An 18655-nucleotide genomic window follows, 5' to 3' on the forward strand; every position below is an offset into this window, starting at 1 on the left:
TCACCACACCACCCGGTTCGGGTCGAGCTCGGCGATCTCCTGCTGCTCTGCGCGCCAACCGAACCCGCCCACGGCAAACGGGCCGGCTTCCATCGGCGGCAACCCGAAGGCCTGTTCCAGTTGCACCTCGTTGATCGCCGCGGTGACGAACGCGCCCAGCCCCAGGTCGGTCGCGCTGAGGTACAGGGTCTGCGACAGGTGACCCACGTCCAGCATCAAGGCGCGGTAGGCCTTGGGGTGATGCTGGTACTTCCAGTGGCTGCGTGCGATGCGCGGCGCATAGACGACCAGTACCGGCGCCTGTGCGAACCAGTGCTGGCCGGCCAGGGCATCGCGCGCCAACTGTTGCAATGGCAGCACCGGCGCCGGCAACGGCCGCAACGCATGCTCGCCGGGGCGATAGTGATACAGGCCCGCGGTGATGCCCTCCACGCGCTGGACCAGCAGGTAGGCCTCGGTCGCATGCAGGCTGCCCCCGGAGGGGGTGTACTTCTTCAGGAAGTCGACGCCCTCGCCCTGGCGCACGCATGCCTGCGCGGCGAACACACGCTCCAGCATCCGCGAGAACAGGTCCTGTTCCAGCAACCTGTCCGGGTCGAAGTTCCGGCAGGTCACGCGTTGGGCCATCAGCGCCTCCAGTGCGCCAGGCGCGCTGCGCGGCAGCCACAGGTCCGGCCCGGCCGCTTCCCGCTCGATCGTGGCCGGCGGCGGCGTGCCACAGGCACGCAACAGGCCGGCGATGTTGTCGGTACCCAATCGCTGCATCGACTGGACGCTGTCCACGCCATCCCAACGGGCCGCGTGGTGGGTGATCGCGGCCAGCGGCCACCAGCGCAGCGCGCGATAGCGCTCGTCCGCCTCGCGGTGCGGGCCGGATGCCGGTGCGTCGGCGATCAGCAGGCCACACTGCAGCAACCGCGCCACCGCCGCGTCCAGTGGCACCTGCCGTTCTTCCCAGGCGTCGGGACTGAAGCGGCCCATGAGCAACACCTCGTCATCGGACAGCGGTTGCGCCGCCTCCAGATGCGGTGCCAACGCCAGCCAACGCCGTTCGCGCACCAGTCCATTTCCGCCTGACAGCAGGTCACCAAGATCGAACCGGCAGTTCTCGCGCGGCTCGATCACAACGGCGGTACAGCGACGCACTTTCATCGGTATCATCCTCGGGCCGTGCAGGGGGCACGGCGCAGATACATTTCATTCATGACCGGACGGGCGTCTGCGACGCCTTCCCCGCCGGGCAATGGCGGACGACGATGAACACATCTTCAAACGATTGCGACCAGGCACCCGAGCACCCGGGGCTGGACCCCGTGGTAGCCGACATCCTGCTGGAAAAGCTGTCCACGGACGACGCGTTCCGCGAACGCTTCCAGGAGAATCCGGGCAGCGCACTGGCCAGCCTGGGCGTGGCGGAGGCACAAGCGCTCATCGACCATGCGCCGAAGCCGGGCGACCTGTTCTATTGCATGACCACGCACTCACTGGCCAGCAAGGAAGAGATCGCCTTCGCCCGCGAGCAACTGGCCAAGCACCTTTCCCAGCGGGGCAATCACAACGTGATCTTCTGCTTCGAGGCCGACAGGATAGCCTCTGCCCTGGACCGCAGCTGAGGCGGCATGCGTTCCTGCGGCCAGCGTGCCAGCAGGCGCGCCACTTCCTCACCCGCATGACCTGTCTTTCCCTGCGCGGCCAGGGACTCGGCCAACCACAGGCTGGCCATCTGCGCGTCGGCCACGTTCAACGGCTGCAATGCCTGGGAGGCATTGGCCTCGATGTAGGCGCGGCCGCGTTGGCTTGAAAGCCAGCGCGCCTGCGCTTCAGCCTCCGCATGACGACCGGCCTTGCTCAGCAACCCGTAGAGCATGACCCGTGACTGATACATGTCGTCAGGTCGCGGGGAAAGCAGTGCAATGGCCCCCTCCAGATCACCGGACTCGCCCTGCACCCCTGCACGGAGAATCCGCTCGAAGGCGCTCAGGACGCTGTAGCGGGTGTCATCAGGCAGCCTCCCAACGCGGGCCAGTGCGTCCTGGGCCAGGCGCGTGTTTCCATCACGCAGCCCAAGGCCTGCATTGACGAGCAACATCGTCGCAAGGTCGCCACGATTCTGCGGGTCCCAGCTTGCCTGCGCCAGTTCCTCACTCAGTTCCCGCGCGACCACCTCGCGACGTTGCTGCCTGCCTTCGGACAGCTGCACCTGGTCCACGACGGAGCGGATGAGCTGGAACTGCTGGTACACGAACGGATCGCTCGTCCGGGACGCCGTACGCGCACGCTCGGACAGCATTTCCGCCTTCTGCCAATGCCCCTGGTCCAAGGCGATGCTCACCCGTTCGATGTAGGGCAACAGGTCCACGCCGGGGCTGTCCATTGTGCCGACGCCCTCCAGGATCCGCTCCGCGTCGGCATGCCGGTCCATTACCGCGTAGGCAGCGGCAACCCGCCGGGCATGGCCAATCCTGTTGGCCTCACCCGCTGCGGTGAAGTGGGCCAGCGCCCTGTCCGGCATGCCCTTGGCCAACCACAACCTGCCGACGTAGTCGGCGGCGTAGTTCCGCAGCGGGTCCTGCGGAACATCGGCCGCATCGGCATACGGCAACGCTTCATCGAAGCGATTGGCCACATACAGGTGCCAGGCCGCATTCGCCTGCCCGGCGAAATCATCGGGATACAGGCCCGCCATCACCTGCCACTTCTCCAGGGCCTGCGAAGGCATCCTCAACTCGGCCTGCCAGGCATCCAGATAGAGCCGCTCACGGTCGGGCAAACGTGCGCGCAGGGCCAGCGCCTTGTCCAGCCACGGCAATGCCTTCGGACGCTCCGAGAGCGCGGCGTGGGCACGCGCGATACCCAGATAGGCCTGGGCGAAATCGGGATCGATCCGCGCCGCTTCGAGGTACATCTGCCGCGAAACCTGCCAGTTGCCGTCCCGTGCGTTACGCAATCCAAGCGCATAGGCGCGCAGCGCCTGGAGGTTGGAGGTGGTCACGGCGGGCAGCGGGTCGGATGCGGCCTTCACCGACACCGCCGATTCGCCCAGGCGCGTGCGCAGCCGGGAAGCGAGCCCATCCACCGAACCCAGCACCGAACCCACGCTCGCGCCTTCCATCATCTCGGTCAGCACCGTTGCCTGGGTGCGGGGATCGACCAGTTCAACACGGAGCCGCAGCTTCCCGCCGACTTCGGACGCGGAGGGAAGGATCACTAGGCGCGCCCCATCACGCATCGCCACTTCGGAGGCCAGCTTGCGATCCAGCCGCGTGGTCGCCGGATCACGCCGCATGCGTGACAGCGTGTCACGCGTCTTCATGTCGCTCAGGACATTGACGTACCGCGACTGCTCCAGACTGACCCGGAATGCCTGCGTGACCGAATCATCCAGCATGATGTTGCCGGTACGGTTCTCCAGGTCCGCCAGCACCACCCAGTCCCGTTCGGCGAAGGCAATGGCCGGTTCGGGGCGGACCATCACCCAGGCGGTGATTGCCAGTGCCGCCACCAGCACGACCTCGGCCACCAGCGCCAGCGGCCTGCGCCACATCGGCAGTTCCCTGCGTGCCTTGGCCGAGGCCGCCGGCATGCGCATCGGCGCGCGCCCCGCCTCGCCGACCTCGAATACCTCCTGCGCGGCGGGAACGCCCTTGAAGCGCCAGCGCCCGTGCGACTTCCACTGCAGCCGGCCGCGCCGCTCCCCCATGGCCTGCAGGTTGCCGCGCAACAGCGATTCGGCCACCGGCGACAACAGGATCTGGCCCGGCCGCGCGAGGTTCATCAACCTCGCCGCCATCGACTTGGCCAGGCCTTCCACTTCCAGCGGCTTGGCGCCCACGGCGACGGCTTCGTCGCTGTTCTGCCACGACAGCACGTAGCCCACGTGCAGGCCCACCCGCGCCTGCAGCGACAGGCTCCGCTCCGCCCCCAGCGCCTGCAGTGCCTGCTGGTAGTCCAGGGCGAAGCCCAGGCCACTTGCCGGAGCGTCGAAGAGCAGGAACATGCCGTCGGAGCGGTCGATCAGGCGGCCGTTCCAGACCTGCAGCAGCTGCAGCACGCGGGTGTCCAGGTCACGGAACAACTCGGCCGCGGCGTTGTCGCCGATCCGTTCGATCAGCGCCACCGAGTCGCACAGGTCGGTCAGTACCAGCGTCTTGAGCTGGCGGCGGGCAAGGGAGGGGTCGGCGTCGTCGGCCACGTCATCACTCCACGCGGCCCATCAGCCCGCGAACCACTGGGCGCGGTTGCCGCCCAGGCGCTTGGCTTCGTACAACGCCTGGTCCGCGCGCGCGTAGGCCTCGTTCCAGTGGTAGGCCGCGTTGACCAGCGACACGCCGATGCTGACCGAACGCGCGCCGGGCTCTGCCCCCGGGAACGCGGCCAGGCTGCGCATCGCATCGAGGATGAACTCGGCGGTGCGCATCAGGTGCAGTGCATCGGTACGGCACAAAAGCACGCAGAATTCGTCTCCGCCGAGGCGGCAGGCCAGGTCGTCCTGGCCGACCACCGAGTCGAGGATGCGGGCCAGGCGCTGCAGCGCCTGGTCGCCGGCAAGGTGGCCATGGCGGTCGTTGAGCCCCTTGAAGTCATCGCAGTCGATCAGCAGCAGGCCCTGCGGACGCTGCCCGGAACGGTGCGAGCGCTGCAGGTAGGCGGTCAGCGAGCGCCGGTTGTGCAGCCCGGTGAGATCGTCGTTGTAGACCATCTCGCGGGTGTGGTTGAGCTCGTGGGTGGCGCTGTAGAGATTGCCCAGCGCCGCTTCCAGTTCCTGGTTGCGGCGGCTGAGCTGGCCGATCAGGCGCTGCTCGCTGCCGACCACGCGCGAGACCGTGCGGCGCAGGAAGAACACCACCATCGCCGGGTCCTGCTCGATCAGCTGCTCGAACCCTTCCTGGGTCAACTCGATCAACAGGGTCTCGCAGCTGGCGCGGGCATCGGAGCTGCGCGGGTGGCGCTCCATCAGCATGGCCAGCTCGCCGAAGAAGTCATTGGCCGCCAGCTGCTTGGCCGGCAGGCCGGGACCGAAGTCCAGGCAGATGGCGCCGCTGACGATGATGTACATCGAGGTGCACAGGTCGCCGCGCCGGAACAGCACCTGGTCCGCGGCCAACCGGCGGCGGACACCGAACGAAGCGAACAGGGCGAACTCCACGGGCGAAAGCTGGGCACGCAGTGTCGATCCCCCTGCGGCCGACAGACCTGCGGGGGGATCCGTTTGCTTGGCCAGACCCCCGGACACCATGCCGCTCATTCCCTGCCTCATGGACCCCCGCCATGCATGGCGGGTTGGTTCACGAGGTTATCACCAAAGTAAACGCCCATCCACGCTGTTTCAGCATGAAAGTGCAAGGACGCAAATCACAAAAAAGAAGGGGCTCGTAAGAGCCCCTCCAAAACAACCGGACAAATCTGACTCAGGCAGCCACTTCCGCCTGGAACTGCTCCTCCTCGGTGGAGCCAGTCAGTGCGGTGACGCTGGAGGCGCCGCCCTGGATCACCGTGGTCACGTCGTCGAAGTAGCCGGCCCCCACTTCCTGCTGGTGCGAGACGAAGGTATAGCCCTTCTCGCGCGCGGCGAACTCCGGCTCCTGCACCTGCTCCACGTAGTGGCGCATGCCCTCGCCGCGGGCGTAGTCATGGGCGAACTTGAAGGTGTTGAACCAGTTGATGTGGATGCCGGCCAGGGTGATGAACTGGTACTTGTAGCCCAGCGCCGCCAGCTCGTCCTGGAACCGGGCGATGGTCTTGTCGTCCAGGTTCTTCTTCCAGTTGAAGGAGGGCGAGCAGTTGTAGGACAGCAGCTTGCCGGGGCTGGCGGCGTGCACGGCCTGGGCGAACTCGCGGGCGAAACCCAGGTCCGGGGTGCCGGTCTCGCACCACACCAGGTCGGCATGCGGGGCATAGGCCACGCCACGGCTGATCGCCTGTTCCAGGCCATTCTTCACGCGGTAGAAGCCTTCGGCGGTGCGCTGGCCGGTGACGAACGGCGCGTCGTTCGGGTCGAAGTCGCTGGTCAGCAGGTTGGCGGCCTCGGCATCGGTGCGGGCCAGCACGATGGTCGGCACACCCAGCACATCGGCGGCCAGGCGTGCGGCCGACAGCTTCTGGATCGCTTCCTGGGTCGGCACCAGCACCTTGCCGCCCATGTGGCCGCACTTCTTCACCGCGGCCAGCTGGTCCTCGAAATGCACCGCGGCGGCGCCGGCGGTGATCATGTTCTTCATCAGCTCGTAGGCGTTGAGCACGCCGCCGAAGCCGGCCTCGCCGTCGGCCACGATCGGCAGGAAGAAGTCGATGGCGTCCTCGGCCTTGACCTTGCCGTCGATGATGTTCTTCCACTGGATCTCATCGGCGCGCTGGAAGGTGTTGTTGATGCGGCGGACCATGGTCGGCACCGAATCGTAGGCGTACAGCGACTGGTCCGGGTACATCGTCTCGGAGGTGTTGCCGTCGGCGGCCACCTGCCAGCCGGACAGGTACACCGCTTCCAGCCCGGCCTTGGCCTGCTGCATCGCCTGGCCGGCGCTGATCGCGCCGAAGGCGTTGACGTAGCCCTTCTTCGCGCTGCCGTTGACCAGGTCCCACAACCGCTCGGCGCCACGCTTGGCCAGCGTGTACTCCGGTTGCACGCTGCCGCGCAGGCGCACCACGTCGGCGGCGCTGTAGGTGCGGGTGATGTGCTTCCAACGCGGGTTGTTGTCCCAATCCTGCTGCAGGGCGTCGATCTGTTGCTGGTAGGTGCTCATCGTTGCGTCCTCGAATGATCGTGATGCGTAAGGGGGAAGGTCAGTCGATCTGCCGGTAGGCCGGCAAGGTCAGGAACTCGGCCAGTTCATCGGCGCGGCTGAGTTGGTCGAGCAGGCCGATGGCCTGGGGGATGCGGCTGCCGCCGGGCAGCGCGGCGGTGTCGCCCAGCCGTGCCGGCAGCGCGCGCAGGGTGCTGTCCAGCAGGGCCAGGTCGATGGCGGTGCCGTCGTCCAGGTGCTGGTTGCCGGCGTGCAGCCATTGCCAGATCTGGCTGCGGCTGATCTCGGCGGTGGCCGCGTCCTCCATCAGGTTGTGGATGGGCACGCAGCCATTGCCGTCCAGCCAGGCGGCCATGTAGCGCACGCAGACCTCGACGTTGTTCTCGAAGCCGGCGCGGCTGATGCTGCCGCTGCACGGTGCGACCAGGTCCTCGCGGCCGACCTGCACGTCACGGCGCAGCACGCTGTGCTGGTTGGGCGTGGGCATGTGCTCGTCGAAGATCGCCCTGGCCACCGGGATCAACGCCGGGTGCGCGACCCAGGTGCCGTCGTGGCCGGCGGTCACTTCACGCAGCTTGTCGGCACGCACGCGCGCCATCGCCTGCTCGTTGGCGGCGGCATCGTGGTTGATCGGGATCTGCGCGGCCATGCCACCCATCGCATGCGCGCCACGGCGGTGGCAGGTCTTGATCAGCAGTTCCGAATAGGCCTTCAGGAACGGCTGGGTCATGGTCACCTGGCCGCGCTCGGGCAGCACCTTGTCGGCGTGGTGACGGAAGGTCTTCAGGTACGAAAAGATGTAGTCCCAGCGGCCGCAGTTCAGGCCGACGATGCGCTCGCGCAGCGCGTGCAGGATCTCGTCCATCTCGAACACCGCCGGCAGCGTCTCGATCAGCACCGTGACCTTGATCTGCCCCTGCGGCAGGCCCAGCATGCCCTCGATGTGCGACAGCGCGCATTCCCACAGCGCGGCCTCCTCCATCGACTGCAGCTTGGGCAGGTAGAAGTACGGGCCGCGGTCGATCTCCATCAGCGCATGCGCGTTGTGGAAGGCGAACACCGCCGCGTCGAACAGGCCACCGGCAATCGGCTGGCCGTCGATCAGCACGTGCTTCTCGTCCAGGTGCCAGCCGCGCGGGCGCACGATCAGCACCGCCTGCTCGTCATGCGGACGCAGCGTGTAGTGCTTGCCCGGCTTGCCGTTGGCCGCCGGCGCGGTGAACGCCAGGTCACCGCGCACCGCACCGATCATGGTGCGCTGGCCGGCCAGCACGTTGCGCCAGGTCGGCGAGGTGGAGTCCTCGAAGTCGGCCATGAACACCTTGGCGCCGGAGTTCAGCGCGTTGATGACCATCTTCGGGTCGGTCGGGCCGGTGATCTCGACGCGGCGGTCCTGCAGCGCCGCCGGGATCGGGGCCACCGTCCAGTCGCCCTCGCGGATGGCGCGGGTGTCGTCGCGGAAGTCCGGGCTGCCGCCCTGGTCGAAGAAGGCCTGGCGCTGGCCACGCGCGGCCAGGCGCACCTGCCGCTCCGGCTCCACCGCGCGGTGCAGCGATACGAGCAGCCCCAGCGCACCGGCCGGCAACAGCTCGGACTGGCCGGCCAATTGGGTGGTCACGGTAATGCCCGGGGTCGGGCGGGGGGGGATCGTTGCGGCGACAGCGTGGGCGACGGCGGACATCGGAGGTTCCTGCGGGTGTCGGGGACTCCAACCTGCCGCCGCAACGAGGTATTTAACAAAACAGTTTTTGCAATCTTTTTTATAAGTTGTGCTAATACTTGACCTGCCATGCCCAAGAAGACGCCCGTAAACCCGCGTTTTTCCTACAAGTCGGACCGGCTCAAGCCGCTGCGTGCATTCCTGCAGACAGTTCGACTTGGGTCAGTTTCGCGGGCATCGGAGGCCTTGTTCGTCAGCCAGCCGGCAGTGAGCCTGCAGTTGCAGGCGCTGGAACGGGAGCTGGGGATGGTGCTGTTCGAGCGCAGCGGGCGACGCCTGGTACCCAGCCGCGAGGGCCAGCTGCTGTACGACATGGCCCAGCCGCTGGTGGAGAGCCTGGACGGGCTGCTGCCGCGCTTCCGCGAGAAGGTCGGCGGGCTGGACGCGGGCGAGCTCAACATCGCCGCAAATTCGTCGACCATCCTGTATCTCCTGCCCAAGATCGTCGAAAACTTCCGCCGCCAGTACCCCGACGTGCGCCTGACCCTGCACAACGCGATCAGTGCGGACGGCACCGACCTGCTGCGCAGCGATGCCGCCGACCTGGCCATCGGCTCGATGATGGATGTCCCGGCCGACCTCAGCTACGCGCCGGTGTACCGCTTCGACCAGGTGCTGATCACCCCGCCCGACCACCCGCTGGCGCACAAGAAGCAGCTGAGCCTGGAAGACCTGTCGCCGTGGCCACTGATCCTGCCGCCGCGCCGGCAGATCACCTGGCGGCTGGTGGACCTGGTGTTCCAGCAACACCGCGTGCCCTACACGGTGGCGCTGGAGGTCGGCGGCTGGGAGGTGATCAAGCAGTACGTGGCGATGGGCATGGGCATCTCCATCGTCACCGCGCTTTGCCTGAACGACGCTGATCGCGGCAAGCTGGTCACCCGTGCGATGGGCGACTACTTCCCTTCGCGCAGCTACGGCGTAGTCGTGCGGCGGGGCAAGGTGCTGTCGCCGCAGGCGCGCGCGTTCGTGGAGCTGATCCAGCCGGACCTGTTCGCGCCACGGCAATACGACGACACCGGGCCTTCGGAACGCTGAGCCCGCGCACGACGGCGCGCATCGCCATCGCCCCCATTCGCGGTGGAGTCCGGCGACAATCACCGCACCTTCCCCGGAACCGGCGCATGTCACTGGAACTTCGCCACCTGCGCTACTTCCTCGCCGTGGCCGACACGCTGCACTTCGGCCGCGCCGCCGAACGCCTGGGCATGTCGCAACCGCCGCTCAGCCAGCAGATCCGCCAGCTGGAGACCCTGATCGGCGCGCATCTGTTCGTGCGCAGCCATCGCCGCGTGCAGCTCACGCCCGCTGGCGAAGTGCTGCTGGAGCAGGCGCGCGAGATCCTGCAGCGCGTCGATACCGCGGTGGACAGGGTGCAGCGCGCGCAGCGCGGCGAAAGCGGCGAACTGCGCGTCGGCCTGACCCGCGCCACCCCGTTGCTGCCGCAGATCCCGCGCGCCTTCTTCGCCTATCGACAGCAGCGCCCGCAGGTGCAACTGCAGCTGCGCGAGATGAACAGCCTGCGCCAGATCGATGCGTTGCTGGCCAACGAGCTGGACGTGGGCATCATCCGCAAGCGGGTGCTGCCGTCAGAGCTGGTCGCCAAGCGCCTGCTCGACGATCCGCTGGCGCTGGTGGTGCATGCCACCCATCCGGCGCTGGCCGGCAAGGATCCGGACACGGCCACGTTGTCCCTGCGCCAGTTCGCGTTGGACCCGTTCGTCGGCTTCTCGCGCGATGCCGGTGCCGGCATCCACGACCATGTGATCACGCTGTGCCGCAACGCCGGCTTCAGCCCGCGCATCGTGCAGGAAGCCGGCGAGTCCTCAACCCTGATCAGCCTGGTCGCGGCGGGACTGGGGGTGTGCGTGCTGCCGTCCTCGTGCCGGCATATCCAGGTCGATGGGGCGTGCTTCGTCGCGTTGAGTGATCGCGGCGCCGCATCGGAAATCCAGCTGGCGTGGCGACGCGAAGCGGTGACGCCGCTGATGCGACAGTTCATCGGCCTGATGCGGCAGGAAGTGGTGCGGGGCTGAAGGCGTTTACCCCTCTACCCCTCCCCAACCCTCCCCTTGGCTGCGCCAAAGGGAGGGGGTGGTTCATGCGGGTCGATCAGATCACTGCGAAGCCGTGCTTCTGCCCCCTCCCTTTGGCGCAGCCAAGGGGAGGGTTGGGGAGGGGTAACGCTTTTGGCTTTTGGCTTTTGGCTTTTGGCTTTCAACCCTCAGGGCCCCACCACCACCGGCACGTCGCTCGTCGCCTGCAGGTGACGCCATGCCTGCCAGGCCGCCCCCACGCCCGCCAGCGTCAGTACCAGCACATAGCCACACACGCCGATCCAGCCCCAGCGCGTATAGAACACGCCACCCAGCGCACCCAGCAGGCTGGAGCCCAGGTAGTAGGACAGCAGGTACAGCGCCGAGGCTTCGGCACGCAGGGCGCCGGCGCGCACCCCCACCCAGCTGCTGGCCACCGAATGCCCGCCGAAGAAGCCGAACGTGACCACGGCGATACCCAACGCCATCGCCCACAACCACGGCAGCACCAGCAGCAATACGCCGCCCACCATCAACGTGAACGACAACGCCAGCACCGGACCGCGGCCCAGGCGATTGGCCAGCTGGCCCATCCACGCCGAGCTGAAGCTGCCGACCAGATAGACGATGAAGATCAGGCCCACCACGGTCTGGCTCAGGCCGTACGGCGGCGCCATCAGGTGATAGCCCAGGTAGTTGTAGACGGTGACGAACACCCCCAGCAGCAGGAAGCCGCAGGCAAACAGCCACGGCAACGCCGCGTCGCCGAACACGCCGCCGAAACGTGCGGGCAGCCGCGCCGGTTCGGCATGACGGGCACGGAAGTGGCGCGAAGCCGGCAGCTGCGTCCACAGTGCGAACGTGGCCAACAGCGCGATCACCCCCACCGCACCGATGCCTGCGCGCCAGTCCCAGTGGTCGGCCACCACGCCGGCGACCAGGCGGCCGCTCATGCCGCCCACCGCATTGCCGCCGATGTACAGGCCCATGGCCAGGCCCAAGGCGCGACTGTCCATCTCCTCGACCAGCCAGGTCATCGCCACCGCCGGCACACCGCTCAGGCTGACGCCCAGCAGTGCGCGCAGCACCACCAGGGTGTTCCAGTCATCGACCATCGCCGTAGCCAGGGTCAACAGTGACGAAACCAGCAATGAGGCCACCATCACCGGGCGCCGGCCCACGCGGTCGGAGAGGATGCCGGCCCCCAGCATCGCCACCGCCAGCACGCCAGTGCTGACCGACAACGCCAACGCGCTGTTGGCCGCACTCACGCCAAAGTGGTGGCTGAAGCCGGGCAACAGCGCCTGCACGCAGTACAGCACGCCGAAGGTGGCGAAGCCGGCCATGAACAGCGCCACCACCGCACGCCGGAACGCCGGCGTGCCTTGGCGGATGTGGGGTTGTTCGACGGTGGCGGTAAGCGCAGTCGCAGGCGTCAGGGAATCACGGCAGGTTGGCGTGCCGTTGTGTTCGAGTTCCATCGCATCGAGGCCCATCACCGGGCCGCTTCATTGGAGATGCGGGAAGCTTGGACCTGTTGAACAGGTCGATCCATAACCTGTTGTGTACGGATTGATATGCAGGAAGTATCGATTCAGGAGTCAATGCCGATGCCGATGCCGCGCCCGCGCCGAACGGTATGACGGCGGATGCCGTCCCTTCTCCCGTGTACGGGAGAAGGTGCCCCGAAGGGGCGGATGAGGGCAGCTTTGGCTCTTGGCTCTTGGCTTTGGCCTTTGCCTTTCCAGCTAGAAGCTTCCCCTCACCCCAACCCCTCTCCCGCTCGCGGGAGAGGGGCTTAAGCAAAGGCATGAGCAAGATTCAGCAATCACAGCCCTTCCAACCGGGCTGCTTGCTGGTCTGGCCGATGCCGGGATTGAAGGTATTGCTCGGATCAAGCTGCTTGTAGAACTGCGCCAGCGCCGGTTTGGCCGGATAGAGATGGCCGACGTTGTGCTCGGCCGGGTATTCCGCGCCACGCGCGTCCAGCAACTTCCACATTGCATGCTCGATCGCCATCGGGTCCTCGCCCTTGCGCGCGATGTAGTCCTGATGGAACACGTGACACAGGAAGTGGCCGTAGTACAGCTTGTGCAGAAGACGTGCATCCAGCTCGGCCGGCAACTGCTCGAACCACTCACGGTCATCACGGCGCAGCGCGATGTCCAGCGCAACGATGTCCTGCACCTGCGTGCGATGCACTTCGCGATAGCGCACGGCTGCACCAGCAACGGCGAAGCGGTGCAGGAAGGCCTTGCGCCCTTCTTCCGGCGTGCAATGGAAGTAGTCGCCTTCATGCCTGGCGAAGAACTCCCGCAGCCAGGCCTCGGTCACCGCCGCATCCTGTGCCGACACCTTCAACAGCAGATGATGCTCGTAACGCTGGCGAAACCCGCCCATGCGCGCCGGCAGATGCGAAGGCAGCAGGCTCGTCAGCAGCTGCATCATCCGGTCCGTGACACCGCGCAGGCCAATGCGCTCGAACCAGCCATCGACACGGCTCTTCAACGCGAACGCCGCCGGCACCCGGGCAGTACCCAGCTTGTCGATCAGCAGGAAGGTGTCCTTGCCGTAACGCTCGCCGATGTCATAGGCGACGCGATGGATGTACTCGCCGCTGATCGGCAACCGCTCGAAGCCGGTCAGCAGATGCCGGCGAATGGCGGTCAGACTCTGCGTCTGGTTGCTGCCGATGTAGAACACTTCGGCCGCTTCCCTGGCAAACGTATCCAACCGCACCGCGAACACCGCGAGCTTTCCCGCCGAACCCGCCGCCTCGTAATGGCGGCTCGCATCGGCATTGAAACGTGCCGGCGTGTCCGCATCCACCCGCCGCACCTGTTCGGCGTAATGCGGATCGGACGCGGCCCGGCCGGACTCCAACTGCACGTCCGCGGCGCTGTAGTCGCCCGCCTGCACGCGCTGCAGGATTTCCTCCGGCGTATCACCCAGTGCAATACCCAGGTGATTGACCAGCTGCAGCTCGCCCGTACTGTCCACCCGTGCGAACAGTGCCATCTCGGTATAGGCCGGCCCGCGCCGCACCAGCGCGCCGCCGGAGTTGTTGCACACGCCGCCCAGCACCGATGCACCAATGCACGAGGAACCAATCACCGAATGCGGCTCACGCCCCAATGGCGCCAGCGTCTGTTCGAGGCGATCCAGCGTGGCACCCGGCAGGCACAGTACCTGGCGACCACCGTCGAGCAGTTGCACGCCGGTCAGCCGCAGCGTGCTGATCAATACGACCGGCCGGCCGTAGTCGTCGCCATCCGGCGTGGAGCCACCGGTCAGGCCGGTGTTGGCCGCTTGCAGGATGACCGCCGCCCCGCCCTGCACCGCCGCCTGCAAGGCGCGCCACATCTCCAGCAGCGTGCCGGGGCGCACCACCGCGAGCACCGAGCCATCGCCGAAGCGGTAGCCCTTGCGGAAGCGACGCGTGGCCTTGTCGCCGGTCAGCACGTGGCCATTGCCCACGGCCGCGCGCAGCTGCGCCAGCAAGGTGTCGTGCCTGCTCATGCCAGGTTGACCAGCGAATCGCGGCTGATGTCGGCGATGCGGCGCGCCCCGGTCAGCGTCATCGCCACGCGCATCTCCTTGGCGATCAGGTCCAGCAGGTTGGCCACGCCGGCCTCGCCCTGCGCGGCCAATGCATACACGAAGGCGCGGCCCAGCAGCACGCTGTCGGCACCCAGCGCGAGCATACGCACCACGTCCAGGCCGTTGCGGATGCCCGAGTCCGCGAGGATCTTCAAGTCACCCTGCACCGCATCGGCGATGGCCGGCAAGGCACGCGCGGTGGACAGCACGCCATCAAGCTGGCGACCACCGTGGTTGGACACCACGATGCCGTCGGCGCCGAAGCGCACCGCATCGCGTGCATCGTCCGGATCAAGGATGCCCTTGATCACCATCGGCCCCTTCCAGAACTCGCGGATCCATTCCAGGTCCTTCCACGAGATAGAGGGGTCGAAATTATTGCCCAGCCAACCGATGTAGTCGGCCAGCCCGGTCGGGTGACCACGATAGGCGGAAATGTTGCCCAGGTCGTGCGGACGACCGAACAAGCCCACGTCCCACGCCCAGCGGGGATGGGTCATGGCCTGGCCGATGCGGCGGACGCCGGCGTTCGGCCCGCTCATGCCCGAATGCGCATCGCGGTAGCGCGCACCGGGCACCGGCATGTCGACGGTGAACACCAGCGTGGTTACCCCGGCCGCCTGCGCGCGCTCCAGCGCGTTGCGCATGAAACCACGGTCGCGCAACACGTACAGCTGGAACCACATCGGCCGCTTGATCGCCGGCGCCACTTCCTCGATCGGGCACACCGACACCGTGGACAGGGTGAACGGGATGCCCCGGCTGTCGGCCGCGCGCGCGGCCTGCACCTCACCGCGGCGCGCATACATGCCGGTCAGGCCGACCGGTGCCAGCGCAACCGGCATTGCCAGTGTCTCGCCGAACAACTCGGTTTCCAGGCTGAGCTCGGACATGTCGAGCAGGATGCGCTGGCGCAGCGCGATGTCGGACAGATCGGAAACATTACGTTTGAGCGTGTGTTCGGCATACGCGCCGCCATCGATGTAGTGGAACAGGAACGGCGGCAGGCGACGCTGCGCGGCCGCACGGTAATCGGTGGAGGCGGAGATGATCATGGGGTCAACCGTGGGGGGAAGGCAGGCGCGAGGCGCGTGCACGCCGCGCCTCGTTCTCATCGAGCGTGCGCAGCGTGGTGTGCACGAAGGCGAGGTGGGCATGCGCGGCGGCGCGCGCGCGTTCGGGATCACCGGCCAGCACCGCGTCCATCATCTCGCGGTGCTGGTCGGACAGTGGCGAAAACGTGGTCGCCGAGGTGTAGAGCTTCTCGCGGCTCTGCGAGATGTTGGTCTGCAGCAGCTCGAACAGGCCGCGCATCACCTGCAGCAGCACCAGGTTGTGCGAAGCCTCGGCGATGGACAGGTGGAAGGCCGCATCGGCCTGCGCCTCGCCGGCCGGGTCGTCCTTGCCGTGCGCGTCCATCATCGTCTGGAAGGCCTGCGTGATGCGTACGCGGTCATCGTCGGTCGCGCGCAATGCGGCATGCCAGGCGGTGGCGCCTTCCAGTGCATGGCGGATCTCCAGCACGTCGAAGCGGTACTCCGGGTCACCCTGGAACAGCGGCAGGTAAGGGGCCAGTGGCTCATCCAGTGCCTGCCGCGCACGCGCGGCCGGCTCGGCGACGAAGGTGCCGCCGCCCACCCGCGCCACCAGCAGGCCCTGGCTGCCCAGCTGGGCGATGGCCTCGCGCAGGGCCGTGCGCGACACCCCCAGCTGCACTGCCAGGGTTCGCTCGGCGGGCAGCCGGTCGCCCGGCTGCAGCTGTTGTTCGTCCACCAGCGCGCGCAGCTGCGCGGCCACCTTGTCGGAGATGCGTTGAGTGCTCATGCCGACATTGTGGCCCGAAGCCCATGGGCGGTGGCTGGCAGGCTGTCCATGGCTCAGGGAATCATCCAGGTCAGCCAGTACGCCTGCGCGGTGGTGATCAGGCCGACCATCACGGTGAAGATCAGGCTGTGCTTGACCGTGAAACGGAACAGGTCCGATTCCTTCCCGGCCAGGCCCACCGCCGCACAGGCAATGGCGATGGACTGCGGCGAGATCATCTTGCCGGTGACGCCACCGGTGGTATTGGCCGCCACCAGCAGCACTTCGGACACGCCGATCTGCTGCGCGGTGGTGGCCTGCAGCGCCGAGAACAGGGCGTTGGACGAGGTATCCGAGCCGGTCAGGAACACGCCCAGCCAACCCAGGAACGGCGAGAAGAAGGTGAACGCATCGCCGGTATGGGCCAGAGCCAGTGCCAGCGTTGCCGACAGTCCCGAATAGTTGGCGATGAAGGCGAACGCCAGCACCATGCCGATCGAATAGATCGGCGTCTTCAGTTCGTTGACGGTTTCGCCGAAGGTGCGCACTGCCGCGCGCAGCGGCATGCGCAGGTAGACGATGGCGATCACCGCGGCCAGCATGATCGCGGTGCCGGTGGCCGAGAGCACGTCGAACTTGTAGACGGCCTCGTACGCCGTGGGCGTGGGAACAATCGGCGGCATCTTCTGCACCAGCTGGTCCAGGCCTGGCACTGGCAGTTTCAGCACCCAGCCCTGCAGCGGGCCGCCGGCGGCAAACAGCGCCTTGAACGGCTTGATGCTCCACAGCGTGACCATCGCGGTCAGGATCAGGAACGGCGACCACGCCTTGGCAATCTGCCGGGCGCTGTAGGCCGGCGCGTCCAGCGCCTGCGCAGCCGCCGCCGCACTGGCTTCGGTCTCGAAGCGGAAGATGCGCTTGGGCTGCCAACGGCGCAGGAACAGCGTCAGGCACACCAGCGATGCGAGCGAGGCGGTGATGTCCGGCAGTTCCGGGCCGATGAAGTTGGAGGTCAGGTACTGTGCGATGGCGAACGCGCCACCGGCCACCAGCACCGCCGGCCAGGTTTCCTTGACGCCGCGCCAGCCGTCCATGATGGCCATGATCCAGAACAGCACGATGATGGTCAGGAACGGCAACTGCCGGCCAGCCATCTGTCCGATCTCGAAGGCATCCAGCCCGGTGACCTGGCCGGCGACGATGATCGGGATGCCCATCGCACCGAACGCCACCGGCGCGGTGTTGACGATCAGGCACAGGCCCGCGGCATACAGCGGCTTGAAGCCGAGGCCGACCAGCAAGGCCGCGGTGATCGCCACCGGCGCACCGAAGCCGGCCGCGCCTTCCAGGAACGCGCCGAAGGCAAAGCCCACCATCAGCATCTGCAGGCGCTGGTCCTCGGTCACCGACAGGATCGAGGCGCGGATGATGTCGAACTGGCCGGTCTTGACCGACACCTTGTACAGGAACACCGCGCCGATGATGATCCACGCGATCGGCCACAGGCCGTAGATGAAGCCATAGCCGGCCGCGCCCAGTGCCTGCGCCACCGGCATCCGATAGAACAGCAACGCCACCGCCAGCGCGATGGCCACGGTGATCGTGCCGGCCAACCAGCCCTTCATCCGCAGCACGGCCAGGGCCAGGAAGAAGAAGGCGATCGGCAACAGCGCGATCAGGCTGGACAGCCACAGGTTGCCAGCGGGGTCGTAGAGTTGTTCCCAGGACTGCATGCAGGTTCTCGACAAAGGCGAAAGGCGGCCCACCCGCAGGTGGAGATTTCGTGGTCGCAAATATTGGTATTACCAATATTCAAATTACTCAACCAACGCGCCGCGATTGAATCGCTGTTTCCGCGAAGATCCTATTAGACCATAGGGTTACTACGATTCATTGGTAATACCAATAATCGCCGCGGCAGGAACGTCATCCACGAAAAAGCCGGCGACGTTTCCGTGCCGGCTTCGTGCCTCCCTGGTGTTACCCGCCCGCGCTAGAGCCGCAGCCACTCCAGGCCTTCGCCCCGCCGCCAGTACACCGCCACCGCCTTGCCGTAGACCTTGTCGGCGTCCACCAGGCCGAAGAAGCGCCCATCGAAGCTGTTGCCGCGATGGTCGCCCAGCACCAGCAACTTGCCCTGCGGGATGGTGATGCCGGTGATGTCCGGGCCACCGCCGTCGGCCAGGTCCAGCCGTACCGCCTTGTCGCCGAACAGTTCCTCGGCGACCTGCCGCTGCAACGGCTGCCCATTGATGTGCAGGTAGCCTCCGTGCAGTTCCACCCGGTCGCCGGCCACGGCCACCACCCGCTTGACCAGGCGCGTGCCGTCGGCCGGCGAGTCGAACACCGCCACGTCGCCACGCCGGGGCTGCCCGGTCGCCAGCACCTGCAGCTCGGTGAAGGGCAGGCGCAACCCGTAGGCGCGCATGTCCACCGCGACCCGGTCGCCGGGCTGCAGGGTCGGCTGCATCGATCCACTGGGCACCTGGTAGTGGTTGGCCAGGCTGTCGCGGGCGGCGCCCATCAGCACCAGCATCACCGCCAACGGCAATGCCTCGCGACGCAGCCAGGCCAAGGCGGGGTGGGGTTTGCGCGCGACGGTCGTCTCGTTCATGGCACGTTCCTGAGGGAAGACAAGGCAGTGGACTGGCAGGAAGGAGCGAAGTTCCCCGGTAGGAGCAAGACCGATGGCCGCTGGTGCCCCGCGATGTCCGGGCGTTCTGGACGCAGCGTTGTCACCGGCTTCGCGGCCGAGG

14 protein-coding genes are annotated in these 18655 nt (G+C 67.1%); 3 read left to right on the forward strand and 11 right to left on the reverse strand.

Going from position 1 to position 18655, the window contains the following annotated elements:
- Positions 1-1152, reverse strand: coding sequence for a putative peptide maturation dehydrogenase (locus IB227_RS08335; protein ID WP_192286953.1), 1152 nt, complete (start codon positions 1150-1152; stop codon positions 1-3).
- A gap of 104 nt (positions 1153-1256) precedes the next feature.
- Here IB227_RS08335 and IB227_RS08340 point away from each other — a divergent pair, with 104 nt between their 5' ends.
- Complete coding sequence (locus IB227_RS08340; protein ID WP_192286954.1) at positions 1257-1613, forward strand: NHLP-related RiPP peptide; 357 nt, start codon at positions 1257-1259, stop codon at positions 1611-1613.
- On the opposite strand, the gene IB227_RS08345 is transcribed toward IB227_RS08340, so the two are convergent.
- The 4 genes from IB227_RS08345 to aceB form a co-directional block, all read right to left on the reverse strand.
- Positions 1553-4192, reverse strand: coding sequence for a putative peptide modification system cyclase (locus tag IB227_RS08345; protein WP_318639528.1), 2640 nt, complete (start codon positions 4190-4192; stop codon positions 1553-1555). The two genes, IB227_RS08340 and IB227_RS08345, sit on opposite strands and share 61 nt — an antisense overlap.
- Positions 4193-4213: 21 nt before the next feature.
- Entirely contained in the window at positions 4214-5146 is a 933-nt protein-coding gene (locus IB227_RS08350) for a GGDEF domain-containing protein (RefSeq protein ID WP_318639529.1), read from the reverse strand.
- A 262-nt stretch (positions 5147-5408) separates the two neighbouring features.
- The gene (gene aceA / locus IB227_RS08355) at positions 5409-6740 is read right to left on the reverse strand and encodes an isocitrate lyase (protein ID WP_192286956.1); all 1332 of its coding nucleotides are present in this window, start codon (positions 6738-6740) and stop codon (positions 5409-5411) included.
- Between the two features lie 40 nt (positions 6741-6780).
- The gene (aceB, locus tag IB227_RS08360) at positions 6781-8421 is read right to left on the reverse strand and encodes a malate synthase A (RefSeq protein WP_192286957.1); all 1641 of its coding nucleotides are present in this window, start codon (positions 8419-8421) and stop codon (positions 6781-6783) included.
- A gap of 108 nt (positions 8422-8529) precedes the next feature.
- Between aceB and IB227_RS08365 the strand changes: the two genes are divergently transcribed.
- Positions 8530-9498, forward strand: a complete 969-nt coding sequence (locus IB227_RS08365) for a LysR family transcriptional regulator (protein WP_132863642.1) — start codon at positions 8530-8532, stop codon at positions 9496-9498.
- Between the two features lie 86 nt (positions 9499-9584).
- Positions 9585-10496, forward strand: coding sequence for a LysR substrate-binding domain-containing protein (locus IB227_RS08370; protein ID WP_192286958.1), 912 nt, complete (start codon positions 9585-9587; stop codon positions 10494-10496).
- Positions 10497-10684: 188 nt separating this feature from the next.
- Here the strand turns inward: IB227_RS08370 and IB227_RS08375 are convergent, their stop codons facing one another.
- The 6 genes from IB227_RS08375 to lepB form a co-directional block, all read right to left on the reverse strand.
- Complete coding sequence (locus tag IB227_RS08375) at positions 10685-11992, reverse strand: MFS transporter (RefSeq protein ID WP_225591764.1); 1308 nt, start codon at positions 11990-11992, stop codon at positions 10685-10687.
- Between the two features lie 325 nt (positions 11993-12317).
- On the reverse strand, positions 12318-14015 hold the full coding sequence (gene dld / locus IB227_RS08380) for a D-lactate dehydrogenase (RefSeq protein WP_192286959.1): 1698 nt from the start codon (positions 14013-14015) through the stop codon (positions 12318-12320).
- The gene (gene lldD / locus IB227_RS08385; RefSeq protein WP_192286960.1) at positions 14012-15151 is read right to left on the reverse strand and encodes an FMN-dependent L-lactate dehydrogenase LldD; all 1140 of its coding nucleotides are present in this window, start codon (positions 15149-15151) and stop codon (positions 14012-14014) included. Before lldD ends, dld begins: the two co-directional genes overlap by 4 nt.
- A gap of 4 nt (positions 15152-15155) precedes the next feature.
- A complete protein-coding gene (gene lldR / locus IB227_RS08390) occupies positions 15156-15920 on the reverse strand; it encodes a transcriptional regulator LldR (RefSeq protein ID WP_192286961.1) in 765 nt (254 codons plus the stop codon).
- A 53-nt stretch (positions 15921-15973) separates the two neighbouring features.
- Positions 15974-17632 carry an L-lactate permease gene (gene lldP, locus IB227_RS08395; RefSeq protein WP_192286962.1) on the reverse strand — a complete coding sequence of 553 codons (1659 nt, stop codon included), beginning with the start codon at positions 17630-17632 and terminating at the stop codon, positions 15974-15976.
- Positions 17633-17892: 260 nt separating this feature from the next.
- Complete coding sequence (gene lepB, locus IB227_RS08400) at positions 17893-18513, reverse strand: signal peptidase I (protein WP_192286963.1); 621 nt, start codon at positions 18511-18513, stop codon at positions 17893-17895.
- Between the last annotated feature and the right edge of the window lie 142 nt (positions 18514-18655).

The sequence above is a fragment of the Stenotrophomonas sp. STM01 genome (genome assembly GCF_014852135.1).
Lineage (GTDB): Bacteria > Pseudomonadota > Gammaproteobacteria > Xanthomonadales > Xanthomonadaceae > Stenotrophomonas > Stenotrophomonas capsici.